General features: G+C 40.0%; 15 protein-coding genes. 10 read left to right on the top strand and 5 right to left on the bottom strand.

Annotation, left to right across the window (positions count from 1 at the left end; genetic code table 11):
- Positions 1-63: 63 nt before the first annotated feature.
- The gene (locus ACUVXA_RS06250) at positions 64-492 is read right to left on the bottom strand and encodes an OsmC family protein (protein WP_445870387.1); all 429 of its coding nucleotides are present in this window, start codon (positions 490-492) and stop codon (positions 64-66) included.
- A gap of 372 nt (positions 493-864) precedes the next feature.
- Between ACUVXA_RS06250 and ACUVXA_RS06245 the strand changes: the two genes are divergently transcribed.
- Together ACUVXA_RS06245 and ACUVXA_RS06240 are read left to right on the top strand one after the other, a co-directional pair.
- Complete coding sequence (locus ACUVXA_RS06245) at positions 865-1896, top strand: phenylacetate--CoA ligase family protein (protein ID WP_445870386.1); 1032 nt, start codon at positions 865-867, stop codon at positions 1894-1896.
- A 30-nt stretch (positions 1897-1926) separates the two neighbouring features.
- The gene (locus ACUVXA_RS06240; RefSeq protein WP_445870385.1) at positions 1927-3285 is read left to right on the top strand and encodes a phenylacetate--CoA ligase family protein; all 1359 of its coding nucleotides are present in this window, start codon (positions 1927-1929) and stop codon (positions 3283-3285) included.
- 94 nt (positions 3286-3379) lie between these two features.
- On the opposite strand, the gene ACUVXA_RS06235 is transcribed toward ACUVXA_RS06240, so the two are convergent.
- Complete coding sequence (locus ACUVXA_RS06235; RefSeq protein ID WP_445870384.1) at positions 3380-4561, bottom strand: FprA family A-type flavoprotein; 1182 nt, start codon at positions 4559-4561, stop codon at positions 3380-3382.
- A 246-nt stretch (positions 4562-4807) separates the two neighbouring features.
- Between ACUVXA_RS06235 and ACUVXA_RS06230 the strand changes: the two genes are divergently transcribed.
- A complete protein-coding gene (locus ACUVXA_RS06230; RefSeq protein WP_445870383.1) occupies positions 4808-5356 on the top strand; it encodes a zinc-ribbon domain-containing protein in 549 nt (182 codons plus the stop codon).
- Between the two features lie 537 nt (positions 5357-5893).
- Here the strand turns inward: ACUVXA_RS06230 and acsA are convergent.
- Together acsA and ACUVXA_RS06220 are read right to left on the bottom strand one after the other, a co-directional pair.
- Complete coding sequence (gene acsA / locus ACUVXA_RS06225) at positions 5894-7801, bottom strand: acetate--CoA ligase (RefSeq protein ID WP_445870382.1); 1908 nt, start codon at positions 7799-7801, stop codon at positions 5894-5896.
- A 313-nt stretch (positions 7802-8114) separates the two neighbouring features.
- A complete protein-coding gene (locus ACUVXA_RS06220) occupies positions 8115-8867 on the bottom strand; it encodes a DUF72 domain-containing protein (protein WP_445870381.1) in 753 nt (250 codons plus the stop codon).
- A gap of 320 nt (positions 8868-9187) precedes the next feature.
- Here ACUVXA_RS06220 and ACUVXA_RS06215 point away from each other — a divergent pair, with 320 nt between their 5' ends.
- Both ACUVXA_RS06215 and ACUVXA_RS06210 read left to right on the top strand, forming a co-directional pair.
- Positions 9188-10582, top strand: a complete 1395-nt coding sequence (locus tag ACUVXA_RS06215) for a CoA-binding protein (RefSeq protein ID WP_445870380.1) — start codon at positions 9188-9190, stop codon at positions 10580-10582.
- A 186-nt stretch (positions 10583-10768) separates the two neighbouring features.
- The gene (locus ACUVXA_RS06210) at positions 10769-11563 is read left to right on the top strand and encodes a hypothetical protein (RefSeq protein ID WP_445870379.1); all 795 of its coding nucleotides are present in this window, start codon (positions 10769-10771) and stop codon (positions 11561-11563) included.
- A 49-nt stretch (positions 11564-11612) separates the two neighbouring features.
- On the opposite strand, the gene ACUVXA_RS06205 is transcribed toward ACUVXA_RS06210, so the two are convergent.
- Complete coding sequence (locus ACUVXA_RS06205) at positions 11613-12170, bottom strand: MBL fold metallo-hydrolase (protein WP_445870378.1); 558 nt, start codon at positions 12168-12170, stop codon at positions 11613-11615.
- A gap of 247 nt (positions 12171-12417) precedes the next feature.
- Between ACUVXA_RS06205 and ACUVXA_RS06200 the strand changes: the two genes are divergently transcribed.
- From ACUVXA_RS06200 to ACUVXA_RS06180, 5 genes are all read left to right on the top strand, one after another.
- Complete coding sequence (locus tag ACUVXA_RS06200) at positions 12418-13155, top strand: nitroreductase family protein (RefSeq protein WP_445870377.1); 738 nt, start codon at positions 12418-12420, stop codon at positions 13153-13155.
- Between the two features lie 10 nt (positions 13156-13165).
- Positions 13166-13408, top strand: coding sequence for a hypothetical protein (locus ACUVXA_RS06195; RefSeq protein WP_445870376.1), 243 nt, complete (start codon positions 13166-13168; stop codon positions 13406-13408).
- Between the two features lie 4 nt (positions 13409-13412).
- Positions 13413-13697 carry a hypothetical protein gene (locus ACUVXA_RS06190; RefSeq protein WP_445870375.1) on the top strand — a complete coding sequence of 95 codons (285 nt, stop codon included), beginning with the start codon at positions 13413-13415 and terminating at the stop codon, positions 13695-13697.
- Complete coding sequence (locus tag ACUVXA_RS06185; protein WP_445870374.1) at positions 13697-14056, top strand: SCP2 sterol-binding domain-containing protein; 360 nt, start codon at positions 13697-13699, stop codon at positions 14054-14056. The genes ACUVXA_RS06190 and ACUVXA_RS06185 overlap by 1 nt, the downstream gene beginning before the upstream one ends.
- Positions 14057-14374: 318 nt before the next feature.
- Positions 14375-14734, top strand: coding sequence for a hypothetical protein (locus tag ACUVXA_RS06180; protein WP_445870373.1), 360 nt, complete (start codon positions 14375-14377; stop codon positions 14732-14734).
- Positions 14735-14938: the final 204 nt, after the last annotated feature.

Below are 14938 nucleotides of genomic sequence, written 5' to 3'. Positions count from 1 at the left end.
CGGGGAAACTTGTTGAGCAAAATACAAGCATATATTTCCCGTATACGGTAAAAAAAGAAGCTTTCAGGTTTTTATATTAACTTTTACCGGAATTCCTCTAGTTACTGATTCTGTGACCGTGCAGTAATTTCTGAATATCGCAATACAGCGGTCTTGCTTTTTAGAGGGCTCCTCTTCCTTAAACTGGGGATTAAGGGTCACGTCTAATCCGGTAACTCTTAGGTAACCCTCCACACGCGATATTTCTGCTCGAGCAGTAACAGTAAGACTGGCTAATTCGGCTTTAACCTTGGAGGCACAGAAGACAAAAGAGGAAGCCAAGCATGACCCAACTGCTGCGGTAAGCATATCATCAGGAGCAGGCCCTTCATCACCGCCACTCTGAGTTTCCGAAGAAGCGTCAACGAACAGGTTGTGTTTACCGCGTATATTAACATCAAATTTCAAACCGCCCATCCATTTGAGTTTCACATCTGTACTCGTTTTTGCCATATAAATCAGTCCCCTATAATTTCAAGAAAAATTATGAAATAATAAGTATGCAAATCCAATACTTTAGAATAAGACAACAATTTTTGTATATAAAAATATTTTCAGAAATCTATCAACATCCAAAAAGCAATGACCATAAAGCCTAGATTACTAATATTTTATTTTTGATTATCTTGAAACAATGTTTACGAGTTTATTCAATATTGAATGAATTCATGCAATTTTTTTATAAAAAAATGGGCAAAGTGTATTAGAAATTACTCATATTTTTCCAAATTCTATATTAGCTTTCGTTATACATAAATACCTAAAAAAATATATATATTAAAGATTATAAAATCTTTGTAAAATTCTAGTTTTGGGGTTATATAAATGTGGAGAGGAAATATTGAAACAATGCCAAGAGTAAACCTTACAAAACTCCAGGAAGACAGCCTGAAGAGACAATTAAAATACGTGTACAATAATACCAGATTCTACAATAAAAAGTTCAACGAAGCTGGAATAAAGCCAGAAGACTTGAAAAGTCTGAGCGACCTAAAAAAATTCCCCTTAACCACCAAAGAAGATATGAAAAAAGAGGTTACACCAGAAGATCCCTTTGGCGGCAGATGCGCTATTCCCAGAGATAAAATTTGGGGCATAAGCGCTCCCCCCGAACCGGAGGTTGAGGAACCACCTATTATGTCGATTTCAACGGAGTATGAAAGAGAGGTACTTGTTGACCATCTTACAAGACACCTGTTAATGATCGGTCTTGCTAGCGGAGACATCTTGGAACTCCAAGCCACTCAATGGGAAACTATAGCTGCTCTTATAGAGGGACACTTCAGAATGAGGAGAACCGTACAGAGTCTGATACCTTTCACCTCAATTCCCATCGAGAACACCCTATTTCTTCTGGACGCTCCCAGGGCAACCTATCTAACCAAGTTCTTCAAACCCGATGTAATAATTACGACAGTAGATTACGCAAAACTAATGACACAAGAACTTGAGAAGGAAAACGGTGACCCTAAAACGGCCTTTAAACCCAAAATTGTAGTCCATAGATTCCGGCCGGGAAGCCCACTTCTGGATGAAAAAACCAGAGAGGAGTTCAAAAAAACATGGGGTGGAACGCACCTAAGCATGATCGATGTGGGATACGGAGGTTTCTACGCGACGGAGTGTCATCAATGTAATGGACATCATGCTTGGGAGGATGGATTCGTTATTGAAACAGTGGATCCTAAAACGGGACAACCAGTAGACCCCGGAGAGAAGGGAATATTGGTTTTTACAAACCTGTTTGCAGATGGATCACCCTTAGTAAGATTTGTGACCGGACATAATGCTATGCTGGATACTGATCCTTGTGGCTGTGGAAGAACCCATGTTAGAATATTTCTCTATTTTGAATAAATGAAAAAAGGAATATTGGAGGGAGATTTATTGGCTGGAAGTGAAATGGATAAGTTCTGGAATAAGAAAATGGAAACCATGCCGAGAGAAGAAATAGAAGAGCTACAGTTAAAGAAGATTAGAGCAGAAATCAACTATGCTTACCATAACACCCCATTTTATAAGAAGAGCTTTAAAGAAGCAGGAGTAACACCTGAAAACATAAAAACAATACACGATTTCGATACCAAAATCCCATTTCTGTATAAAGACGATTTAAGAGCGGAGCGAAGCCGAACAGGAGACCCCTTCGGCGGCCTTCTAAGCGTGCCACTAAACGAAAGAGTAAAAGTAATAAACGCCTCAACTGGAACCACCGGTGTCCCAAGCGTCTTTGCTTACACAAATGACGACTGGATAACGGCTGCAGAACAGGAAACTAGGCTAAAATGGATGAGAGGATGGCGACCCAAAGACCTAGTTTTAGCGCTAGGCATAAGATGGCACGGATACGTGGTAATATCTTCAACTGGACTCGATATAATTAACATTACCGGAATAGCCGAATGCATGTACCCCCTGCCCCACATTGTAAAAAGGCATGTATTGGAAATGAAGTATATGAAGCCCGACATATTTGTTGGTCCCATGCTCACCATGTCCGCAATATTTGAAGCCGCCAAGAAAATGGGAGAAGACATAAAGAAACTCTTCTCCAGCGTCAGATTCATAGATACCGGCTACGGCGAGATCGTTACTATGACTGTTAAGAAGAGGATTGAGGCGGAAACGGGTGTTCCACCAGAAAAAATTTTTGATTATGGTGGGGTAGCGGACCCGCTGTGGTATTTTGGGGACTGTGAAGAACATGCTGGTAACCATCAGTGTGATGATTTGTTCTATACGAAGTCTTATGATTTGGAGACGCATGAGCCGTTGGCTAGTGGTGAGAGGGGTGAGATTGTGGTTACCAATCTTTTTGCCGAAGCCACGCCCATGTTAAAATGGGGAACGGAAGACACGGGCTCGGTGTTCACCGAGAAGTGTGGTTGCGGAAGAACCCACGCTAGATCTACTATACTGGGCAGAGAGGCTTTTGCTGCTAACGTCAAGGGAATGAGGGTTTTCCCAGCGGACATAGAAAATATATTGGGGGGTATACCAGGGTTTACTGAGTGGTTCACTATGCTCAAATACTCTAAGGGTCCCATGGACACCTTAAAGTTGAAGATGGCCACCGATAAGGATAAGATTAAAGAACCAGAGGAATATAAAAAGGAAGTTAAGAGAAGGCTTAAAGAGAAGCTGGATGTTGAATCGGAGATTGAAATTGTAGAATCTGTGTCTGATTTGCCTTTCGTGGGTCATAAAGTGGTAAAACTATTCGATATGACCAAAGAGGCGGAATAATTTTATTATTCCACTCTTCTTTTTTTCCAAAGAAAGATTAATAGAAAAAATAAAGAAAAAAAAGATTCCACTTATGCAACTTTAAGCACTTTTCTTATTTGATTTTTTGGGCCAGTTGTTTTCCGAATTCGTAGCATTCTTTTAGTTGTTCTTCTTGTGGTGCCCATTTGGATCTTGGTCCGGGTTCTACTACTTCGAATTTCATTTCTTTTAGAGTTTGAATGAGGTTTTTGTATGCTCCGCCGCCCCATCCGTATGATTCGAAAGCTGCTGCTATTTTGGTGCCTGGTGGTCTTAAACCTTTTATGAATTCTAGTATTCCTCTCAGTACGGGCATCATGGTCATGTTTAGGGTTGCGGATCCAAATAGCAGTATTTTTGATAGCATAACGTCTCGGATCATGAGGCTCCACTCCGAGAAGCGTACAGGGTATACTGTGGTTTGTACTCCGTTGTCCATTAGTCCTCGGGCTATTTCTCTGGCCATTTTGTCTGTGCTTCCCCACATGGTGTCGAAAATTATTACTGCTCTTTTTTCAGTTTCGCCGCTGGCCCATTTGGCGTAGGCGTTTATTATTCTCTCAGGCTTCTTGTCCCAGATTAAGCCGTGAGCCGGACATATCATATCTATGGGCACGTTTAGACCTTTTACTTCCTCTAGTTTTTTGAGGACTAGTTGAGAATAGGGCAACACTATTTGGGCGTAGTATCGGGATGCATGATCCATCACTATTCCTTCTCCTATCTGGTCCACGAACCTTTCTGTGGTTGCTATGTGTTGTCCGAATGGGTCGTTTGAGAATAGTATGTGGTCTTCTTTGAGGTAGGTCATCATGTTGTCTGGCCAGTGTAGCATTTGGGCTTCGACGAATATCAGGTTTCTCTTTCCGATGTTTAGGCTGTCGCCGGTTTTTACTATTTTTAATGGTCTGTCGATTTTGTAATAGCCGTGGAGCGAGTCTTCGGCTCTTTTGGAGCAGATTATTTCGGCTCTTGGTGCTATTTTTAGTACATCTTCTATGTTTCCGGCGTGGTCTGGTTCTGCATGGTTTACAATCAGGTAGTCTATGTCTTTAGGGTCAACTATCTCTCTTATCCTTTCTATCATTTCAACGCTGTGAGTGTGTTTAACGCAGTCGATCAAAACAATTTTTTCGTCAACAATCAAGTATGCATTATAGGTTGTACCGAGTGGTGTTTCATAGGAACCGCAGTATCTTAGGTTCCAGTCTATGGCACCTACCCAGTAAACCCCTTCTGCCAATTTAACGCTCAAAAATTTTCACCCCTATGAATTCCCTTTTACTAAATATATGCTAGGAAATAATGAAGCATAATATTTAAACAGTACGCATTTTTGATTAAAAAATAGAGATTAATGTAAAGAATTACAAGTGAATCGTTGATTAATTTTCTTCTCAGTAAACCAGATTAATATAAATGAGAAATATTGCATATCCCAAAAAGAATAAATTATGAGAGTTTAGAGATTTATTTGGTAAATGTTTTTTGAGGCTGGATGATGGCTCGAGAAATCTATGGATCCATCCCCAGAGAGGGACACAGAATTAGCGATTTCGCTGAGATTCTTAATGAGGAGTTGAATTCTTCGCGTATACGTGTTAAGAGGAAAAGCCAGTTTGAGTGGAAACTCAGTAAGGGTATTAACGCGAAGGGTATACTGCGACTGTATAGAAGTGGCTCAAATATTGTTTATGAGGGGAAAGTGGGGTATAATTATATTCCCTTAGCTCTATCACTTGTTGCCACAGCTGCGCTGATAATCATCTCATTGTTCTTTATCCATTATGGAATTTTATTCGCAATCTTTTTTCTATTCATTTTCTTGAAGCTGAGCGATATCGATAATCTGGAACACGAAGTGAGAACCGCTATACTCCATGCAGTTAATAAATATTCACCACAACCAACTGATTTATCGCCTCGCGAAGTGAAAGACGAACATATTGAATCAGAATTTGGTCCGGATCGCTACTGTATGTACTGTGGTTGCCCGATAACTCCAGATGCGATGTATTGCCCCAAATGTGGAAACAGAATAAGATATTAAACATAACTTAACCATTAAATTAAAAGGTTCTCAAAAAATAAGTAGTGTTACTGCCCTAGATTCTATTTTACATAACCTTGGCGAGAAAGCCCCCGACTTCTAGTCGCGGGGATGAATCGCAAAAAAGCTTATTTGAAATAGGGTATATTAATAGTTGTTGGTAGCTGAGGAGTTTGGCTTGGGCTTCAAGAGGCTAAACAAGACGCAGCCCCCATGAGGGTGCCAACATAGACGCCGTTCCCTTGAGGGAAGGGCGTGTTAACCGGGTGGTGGCACACCCGTTGCTTCGAAGGCGTTGAGCCAGAAGCAAGAATCCCCCGACTTTAGTCGAGGGGAGTGTCAAACAGATAATGTAAAACTTAAGAAACACAAACCTTAGAACTTCAAATAGTTATACATAATGATAATTAGAAAATTAGCGAAAACAATTAGTTTTTCTGGGATTTAACCCGATAATATAAAAAAAGCTGGGGGAATGCTCCAGTCACCACGCCCTAAGGGTTTCTAGGAGTTGCCCCCTATATCTTAGGAATGATTTTATTCTCTTTCCCATACTACCGTTGAAGTATCTCCTGTTGGTTGACCTAGCTCTATTGCCTTTAAGAGACGCCGCATGATCTTACCACTCCTTGTCTTTGGCAGGGATTCCTTGACCTCTATCTCTCGTGGATACGCATGACCTGCTAACCTCTTTTTAACAAAGTTCTTTATATCCTCTAGAAGCTCTTCCGATTCTTCGTAATCACTGTGAAGTACTATAAAGGCCTTAATTATCTCGCCTCTCAATGGATCCGGTTTCCCTATAACTCCCGCCTCGGCCACCGCTCGGTGCTCCACAAGAGCACTCTCAACCTCAAAGGGGCCCACACGCTCTCCCGCAGTCTTTATCACGTCATCCGCTCTGCTAACAAACCAGAAGTAGCCGTCCTCATCCCTCTTGGCTATGTCTCCCGAAATGTACCAGCCATTCACAAAGTAGCTTTTATACTTCTCGGGTTTCTTGTAAATCTCTTTCATCATGGCGGGCCAATCAGGCCTAATGGCTAGATTGCCCTCAACACCATTAGGTAGCTCGTTTCCCTTGTCATCAACGATTCCCGCTATAATTCCCGGGAAGGGCTTACCCATAGATCCGGGCTTTATAGGCATACTGGGATAGTTTGCTATTATAATGCTTCCAGTTTCTGTCTGCCACCAGGTGTCATAAAAGGGTTTCCCTAGAACCTCCAGTCCCCAAATGACCCCCGCAGGGTTCAGAGGTTCACCTACACTAAGAATGTGTCTTAAGCTAGAGAGGTCAAACTGTTTTGGCAACTCATCGTCTTGGCTCATGAGCATTCTTATAGCTGTGGGGGCGGTGTACCAAATGGTTATTCTGTGTTTCTCGATAAGCTCGTACCAACACTTGGGGTCAAACCTCCCTCCATATATCAACTCAGTAACCCCGTTCGTCCATGGCCCCGCTATTCCATACGATATACCGGTCACCCATCCCGGGTCAGCGGTACACCAATAGATATCATCTTCCTTAAGCTCTAGTATGAACCGTGCCGTTATCATCTGCTGTAACAAAGCTTTCTGTCTGTGAACCACTCCTTTAGGCTTCCCTGTTGTTCCAGAAGTGTACAGCATGAAGTAATGGTCGTCAAGATCCAAGTGGGCTGGTTCGAAAGATTCGGAAGCATTCTTAATTTCCTCGGCAAAGCTTACCTCATTATCTCTCAGCTCTTTCTCGTCAACGATTATTATATTCTGGAGTTTTGGTAGTTCACCTTGAATCTCGTAAACTCTCTTCACCAGCTCAGAGTTTGTGATCAGAATTTTTGCCTCCGAGTCCTCAAGTCGGTCTTTAATAGCTGCGGGGCCAAAGGCGGAGAAAAGGGTGCCTGCGATAGCTCCAGTTTTTACTATTCCTAAGAAGCTTATGTAAAGTTCCGGAATACGGGGAAGAAATATGAAAACCCGGTCTCCAACCGAAACGCCGAGTTTCACTAAAACATTTGCAAAGCGGTTTGATAGCTTTGCCAACTCCTCGAAGGTGTACTTTTTAGTGTTCCCTTCTTCGTCTTCCCAGATTAAAGCAATTTTAGTCCAGGTAGAAGTTTTTTTGTGTTTGTCTATAATATTATAGGCAGCGTTAATTTTGCCGTCTTCGAAAAACTCTAGTTCTTTGAGAGCATCATCCCAGCTGAATGTACTATAAGCCTCATCATAATTGGGCATGTTGGGGGTGGTTATCCAAGGTCTCTGGATTTGTTCAATCTCCACAATCCGGCCAGTCTCATTTATTTTTTCTAAATACTCCGGGCAAACCTCTCCTATTAATCTAACATCATCAATAGCGCATTCTAAGCAACAATTCTCACATATTGTTTCCTCATTTAACCGGCAGTAACGCGTATTTATTTTTGATCCACAATAATTACAAACACTTTCTGCTCTCATAATTTTCACTTTCCGATTTCTCATTTTGAAAGGATAAGTGGTAATATATAAATTTATTTACAATTGTTAATAATTTTTGATTAACCACACTCTTCAACACCATAAATTAAAAAGCAACAATAAGAATGAGATCGCTTCTAGGATCTACAGTATAAGGGCTTAAAAAGTTATAAACAGGAATCTGACCCCTATCAATATGGTATGCACTCTTGTTACATGATAAATAGGGTGCATTAGGATGCACTATATTGCCCCAAATGTGGAAATAGAATAGGTTACAATACGCTTTAAGCCTAAAATACAAAGTCGTTATCTATTCCGGATGCTTGTCTTCTGAAATTATATTATAGAATCTTAACGCGTCCTCCTTCATGGAAATATTGTTAAAAAGTAAGTAGTATTGTTTAGCGTTTATTGATTGAAGAATGCTCCTTAGCCTTAGAAGATCCTCATCAGAGTACTTGTATGCATACGTTTTTTCACCGGGAGGAGAACCGTGTAGCCGCAAATACGCTGTTTTTAGACTCAAATAAGTGGGATTTGATGCAAAGGGATCAACAACATGTGTAATATCGAGTTCTTCACAGAGGTCCTTTACAAGCGAAGCTGCCCAATCTTTTCCCCGTGGTTCCCAAACAAACACTAGGTCACTTCTGTTAACTGTTGAGAAAAATTCTTTCATATTTTTAATATTTTCTTCAGAAGGTATGAAACTCACGGGACACTGGAACAAACAGATTTTGGCTCTAAGAATATTGCAAATTGTACTAGTTTTTTCCCATGCTTCTAAAACCTCGGTGGTAGGCTTGAAAGAACCGTAAAGATTCTTTTTATCGTCTGGTATGTTGATGCCCGCTTTTTTGTAGGTCGGAGACTTTGGATTATGGGTTATGAATTGCCAAGCTTTTATACTGAACTCAAAATCGCTGGGAGCCTTTTCACGCCACTTTTTCAAGGTTTCCTCGCTAGGGGGTTTATAAAAAGTTCTTTGAACCTCTGTTAATTTAAAAAATCTGAAATAAGAATCGATACCTCCAGGAAAACCACAACAACCTACCTTAATCATATTCCACCCCCAAAGAAAATATGCGCCCGGAATTTTTTAGTTTTTTGGAACCACAATACCTAAACCTCCAGACCTGAAAGTTTTTTGCCTGCTAGACAGCCCCTTCTTCCAAATAACCAGATTTTTTCAATCCTAGGACATTCTCTTTCAAAATCGATTGAAATTATCATAATTGTTATAAGATTAATATAATAATAGAATAAACCATAAAATAAAATTTCAGGAAACGCTCATTGAGCTTTTATGAATTGGTGCCAGTGGGTCACAGATAGAAACGCGTTAAAAAGAAGTATATTTGTATATTCTAAGGAGAGGGTCTCATGGATCTTAAGAAAGTTTTTGAGCCAAAAACCATCGCTGTTGTAGGAGTTTCGGTCACTAATCCGTTAAGCCCGGGTACTGTTATTTTTAATAAAAATTATCACGAAATGGGGGCTGAAACTATACCGGTCAATCTTAGGGGAGGGGAGATTGAGGGAGTACCGATTTACCCCTCAGTTCTGGACATTCCCGACAAAGTGGATCTAGCGGTAATAGCGATACGTTCAGATCTAGTAAATCCGACGGTTGAAGAGTGTGGAAAGGCCGGTATAGGAGGAGTGGTTGTTATCTCAGGAGGTTTTGCAGAGTTGGGAAATGAGGGAGTGGAAAGACAGAATGAACTTGCTAAAATTGCAGACGAATATGATATTGCCCTAATAGGTCCCAACTGTATGGGTGTGTATAGTCCACCTTTTGTTGATACTTTCTTTCTGCCCAGTGAACGAATGCTTAAACCTCCTGCGGGGAACGTAGCGATTATAAGTCAGAGCGGCGGATTTATTGTGGATCAGTTTCTGAGCAAGTATGCGGAAAGAAATATTGGAGTTTCAGTTGCTGTTAGTATTGGTAATAAAGCGGTTGTCGACGAAACAATCCTTATGGAGTATTTTCTTAAAGACCGTAGGACCAATACAGTGGCAATGTATCTTGAGGGTTTTAAGGAGAGAGAGGGTAGAAGATTTTTAGATATTGCGGGCGAATTTACTAAAAATAAACACTTAATAGTTTTTAGAGCTGGAAAAACAGCTGGCGGTCAGAGAGCAGCGATGTCCCATACAAGCTCGGTCGCCGCCTCTCCGAGATTAGCTGCTGACATTTTTAAGCAATATGGGATATTAGAAGCAGAGAATGAGCATGAGATAGTCAGTTTCGCTAAAGTACTTTCATTCAAACACAAAACCATAAAAAATGGAGACGTTGTGGCGTTAACGGTTTCTGGTGGTCATGGAGTAGTCTGTGCGGATCTAATACCAAAATATGGCCTAAAACTGGTGGAGTTCACTGAAGAAGAGATTAAAGAGATGAGACAGATGATTAATCCCTCGGCAGCTCGTATAGCGGTCCTAAATAATCCCATAGACCTCACAGGAAGCGCACAGGATATAGACTTGGAGAAGGTGTTTGAATATCTACTCCAGCTAAAAAAGATAGAAGCAGTTATAGTTCTCACTTTTCCATATCCCCCAACCATTACTATGCAGATTGGCCGTAGATTATCAAATATTGCCGGAAGATACGGGAAACCTGTGATAGCATATGTTCCTTGGCTCTCGAAATACGAAATAATCATTAAAGGTTTCGAAATAAACAATGTACCAGTAGCCCACACTATAGAAGAGGCGGTTCAGATGATAAAAGGATTGAAGATGAGACATCCTAAAAACCAACATTAAGAAAATTGAAAAAAGTAAAGTGGATTAGAAATAGATAATAATCGAGTGTTCAATAAATATATAGTGAAAATAAAATTTTTCTATATTTTTTAAACTTTTTCGCTAAATTTTAAATATGTTAGTTGAGGGATTTAAATTAATGAGTTTACTCTAATAAATGCAAAAGCAAGTGTGGGGTTAAGTTAAATGTTAACACCGGATTACCTTAGTTTCCTAATTAATTACGAATTTCTGTTGACCATGCTGGTGCTTTTCGTTAGTGCTAATTTCATCTGGCGGTTTTGGAAAGTAAGGAAGATTCCCTTGATTTATCTTGCCCTCACATTTATTCTCTTCGCCTTAGGGGTATTTTTCGTTGCTTTAAGTCACACTGATCACTTTGCGATTTATCCTATACTGCTCAGAGATTACATGATGAATGGTTATGTGTTGCCTTTTAGGATTCAAGGCCACCTTTACTCGGTATTTACTGACTGGGTTATAATAATCTTTCAGGGATGGCTAAAAGGCTCAATTTACATTTTCGCATTTTCTATCGCATTAGCAGAGTTAGGGAATCTTTTCCTGTTCGCATTCACTCTTGAGGCCTTTCTGGAGAAAAAGAAAAAATTAATGATTCTATATCTCATAATCTTTACACCCTTATTCATTCTCACACTGATTTCCTTTAATGTGACACTAAACTTTATACTAGCAATGATAATTGGACTGATAACATATATTCCATTAATATACTTGGCGTTGAGAGCATACATGATGACTGAACAAAAAGTTTACCGCTATGGTTTCCTAATGATTGCTATGACCTCGGTGTTTCTATCGTTGTTCTTCGTGTTCCTTTTCATAGAAGGGGCACTCACAGAAGGCTGGAGTATATTTATACCTCTAGGATACACTATGGGTCTACTGGCAAGTATAACCGCCTATATAGGATACGTTCTACCCAATTGGTTCCGAAGACTGATAGGTGAAAAAACTTAGCCGTTAAATACGATCGATTGTTCTAGAAGGAATTATCCTTCTAATTTTTTTAAATCTCTATGTATTCTCCCACTCTAAGTATCTTGCAATTGATTCTTTCTTTTTGTAGTTTCTCTTTTAAACCTTCGGCGGTGTATCTCTTCTGCTCTGAGTAGTGGATAGGAACTACAAGTTCTGGTTTTATTCTCTTGAAAGCATTAACGTAATCTTCGTAAAAGTCTGGAAAACAAGCCGTAAATGCTAACTTAACATCACTTACTTCGGGGAATCTAGCTGAATCTCCAGGGTGGAGTAGACCCTCATAGAAGTAACTAACGCTTTCTTCCGATTTTAAACACCAGCTCTCTAAGACTTTTACACCGTCAAACTCTTTACCCACCTCAGCTTTTTTCCCTTCCAAGTTATACATACTAAGAATTGGGTAAGGAGCAACGAGGCCGGTATTCAGTTGTTTGAATTTTTGAATATCGAAGTGATCGGGATGCTCATGGGTTACAAAAACCAGCTCCACGCCCTTTTCCGGTTCAGTCAAGTAGTTCGGATCAATGAGAAAGTGTCTTTTCCCAATAATTTCAATACATGAATTTCCAAGCCATCTTAACTTCATATTAAAAGATACTGATTTCTTTTCAATAAATTTTTTGTGTAAATTTATCATTTTAAGAATTATTTCACAAAAGAAATATTATGACGGAAATAAAGCAAAGCAATCCAGTTTATCAATAATATTTTTTAGAAAAAATTAGATTAGCTTCTCAATAGATTATATGGATACGTAGTTCTAGTTAACCTTATTAATAATGAGACTTTACCGAGAAAGTGTCAAAATTCTGTCAATAAAAGGGTGAAAAAAATTGGCTAAGAGAAAGTATGGTAAACCTAGCCCAAACCGGGTTTGGGGTTTAGAGGACGCGATTCGTGTCCGAAGATCCATGAGAAGATATACTGGCGAGCGAGTACCAGACGAAGATATAGAGAGAATATTGGACGCCGGCCGATACACACCGAGCCCCGAGAACATGCAAATGTACCGATTTATTGTGGTACGTGATGATCAGGAAACAAAAAACTTGATAGCGGACCTAGCTAGAGAGGCCGCAAAGGAAACCTTTGGAACATTTCCCGCAGAATTGACCCAAGGCCGAATCTGGTATGTTCCTCCTGACCGCCGTCCCTGGACTTTTACCGAAATGCGGGATGGTAGTCTGTTTGATTATCCCCGTAATGCGGATGTGGTGATTATTGGTTGTGGCTCAGAGTCATTCCACGATGCTCCGGTAATTTATCCTCAGAAGTTTTTCGGTGCAATCTGTGTGGGCATGGCTATTTATGCCATGTGGGTTATGGCTACCAGTCTTGGTTACGCCGCGGGTTACCAGGCTTTCCCAATTATGGATCCTAGAAGAATGGAGATTATCGCAGATAAACTGGGAATACCCCGCACTTGGGACCCATTGGCAACTCTGAGTATTGGTGTCAGAGCCGAGGAAAGAATGATTGGCCCTTCCAGAATTCCTATGGAAGGATTGTACTATAAGGAAAGATGGGGAAATCCCTGGGTAAGAAAAGCTTTCCTTGAGGATGAAAAGTGAGGTGTTGAAAATGAAAGTTGAGGTTGAGTTAGACGACGACGCTGTTAAAGCTCTAAAGACTCACTCAGAAATATTGGACGTGACTTTGGAAACTGTTTGTAAGTTCATTCTTGAAGAGTATACTAAGAATAAGGGTGGCTACGTCTTTTACGGATCTGCCCCAAAAGGTGGCAAAATTTTCCTGATTCAGTGGCCCTACATTACGGGTCAAATCGTTCTAAGCGCGGAGGAATTAGAAAAGTTACCGAGGTGATTTTATGGCTAAGTATAAGGGTTATGCTCCAGGATCTGAATTCATTGCCTATCCTACTCTGGAAAGGGAAGACATTGAATACGATTTCTTTAGAAAAGAATCAGCATCCTTAGGTGAAAGTCTGGTGGAAAATAAGAGAGGCCGAATAGTTATACGTTGGGAGTTCGAATTTTATAAAAACTTCCTTAAAGCGGTCGAGAAAGTGTATGGCGATATCGGAGCCAATAACGTGGAAACAGCAGTAAGGGCTGCCGCTGAGGAATGGGTTAAAAAGGTGAGTGATAAGTAATGGCGTTAAAGGAGTTTTTAGAAAAATTAGCAAACAATATGAACACCAAAGCCATGGATGCAGTTAAAAAATGGATCGGAGATCGGTACTACGGGAAGATAATCCAATTCCAAGTAGGAGACTTGAATGGTTTCTCCAAAGCCTACTACTTTGTGTTCACAAAGAAAGGCGTGAAGTTGAAAGAAGGGGATTACCCCAGTCCTGAACTAATTTTAAGGTCTGATGAGGAGACCCTTCAGGGCATAATTGAGGGTAAAGTTAAGGTCAGTACTGTTCGCGACCAATGGAAGCTTTTGATAATTGGAAATGCACACGACCAGTTCCCATTCATGAGAATCGCAACATCAGTTCTCCTGTAATTTACCCACATTTTTTTAATTATTTTGAATAATTCCTGCATAATAATTTTTTAAAAAATTTTTTTCTTTTTTAATAATTTTTATCCATTTTAAGAATATTTAATATTAAAATGTTCCATGTTGTAGTAACGTTAAAAAGCAATTGTGTTTTAAACTATTATAACGGGGTAGGTTTAGGGAAGAATTTGATTAGGAAATATTCTTGCACTATGCTTAGGTTGGTTTAATTGATTGATGAGATTAATAATGGATTACTTGCAAAATAGTTGATTCTCATTATTTCGATGTTCAAATTAATATGTTGGTGGCTATTCAAAATTGGCAAGTCTTAATATTAGGAGGAAATTGTTCCATAGTTTAGCTTTTATTTTTGTCTTTGTTTATGTAATGGGTGGCTGGTTGCCTGCGGCCCTACTCTCTATATCAACCCTCGCGTTATCAACTGTTTTTGAGATTTGGAGACTGAGAGATCCTGATTTTCCCTTAAATATTATTACGCGTCAATTTGTAAAATTAGAGGAAGAAACCAAAGTCGCTGGCTACTATTATTTCATTCTAGCAGCAACGATTCTCATTTTTCTGTTTCCTCTTTCAACAATGGTAACCTCCATAGTAGTTGCGGGAGCAGCTGACGCAGTGGCCTCTCTGGTGGGTATGATATGGGGTTCACAACAGTAGAAAGATTTAATGATAAATAATACCATTCTTGGACTTTAATCATGAACCTAAACATCCGCAGAGATGTCCAATACAAGGCTACAACCCTGCCCACGAGAACCAATTCGGCAATCAGCGTGGAGAACAAAAATCCGCTAAAAGGAACCACTGCTGGGCAAAGAAAAGGTTTCCTTCCAAAGGCGGACCACGACTTAAACGCTGCCT

The sequence above is a fragment of the Candidatus Jordarchaeum sp. genome (genome assembly GCF_052745115.1).
Note: the sequence above shows the minus strand (reverse complement) of the source record. Positions and strands in the feature narration are given on the sequence as shown.

Coding starts and splice junctions, on each gene's coding strand:
- ACUVXA_RS06250 (WP_445870387.1), bottom strand. CDS start 492: ATGGCAAAAACGAGTACAGATGTGAAACTCAAATGGATGGGCGGTTTG.
- ACUVXA_RS06205 (WP_445870378.1), bottom strand. CDS start 12,170: ATGAAGTTAAGATGGCTTGGAAATTCATGTATTGAAATTATTGGGAAA.
- ACUVXA_RS06245 (WP_445870386.1), top strand. CDS start 865: ATGTGGAGAGGAAATATTGAAACAATGCCAAGAGTAAACCTTACAAAA.
- ACUVXA_RS06220 (WP_445870381.1), bottom strand. CDS start 8,867: ATGATTAAGGTAGGTTGTTGTGGTTTTCCTGGAGGTATCGATTCTTAT.
- ACUVXA_RS06195 (WP_445870376.1), top strand. CDS start 13,166: ATGAAAGTTGAGGTTGAGTTAGACGACGACGCTGTTAAAGCTCTAAAG.
- ACUVXA_RS06210 (WP_445870379.1), top strand. CDS start 10,769: ATGTTAACACCGGATTACCTTAGTTTCCTAATTAATTACGAATTTCTG.
- ACUVXA_RS06190 (WP_445870375.1), top strand. CDS start 13,413: ATGGCTAAGTATAAGGGTTATGCTCCAGGATCTGAATTCATTGCCTAT.
- ACUVXA_RS06215 (WP_445870380.1), top strand. CDS start 9,188: ATGGATCTTAAGAAAGTTTTTGAGCCAAAAACCATCGCTGTTGTAGGA.
- acsA (WP_445870382.1), bottom strand. CDS start 7,801: ATGAGAGCAGAAAGTGTTTGTAATTATTGTGGATCAAAAATAAATACG.
- ACUVXA_RS06185 (WP_445870374.1), top strand. CDS start 13,697: ATGGCGTTAAAGGAGTTTTTAGAAAAATTAGCAAACAATATGAACACC.
- ACUVXA_RS06230 (WP_445870383.1), top strand. CDS start 4,808: ATGGCTCGAGAAATCTATGGATCCATCCCCAGAGAGGGACACAGAATT.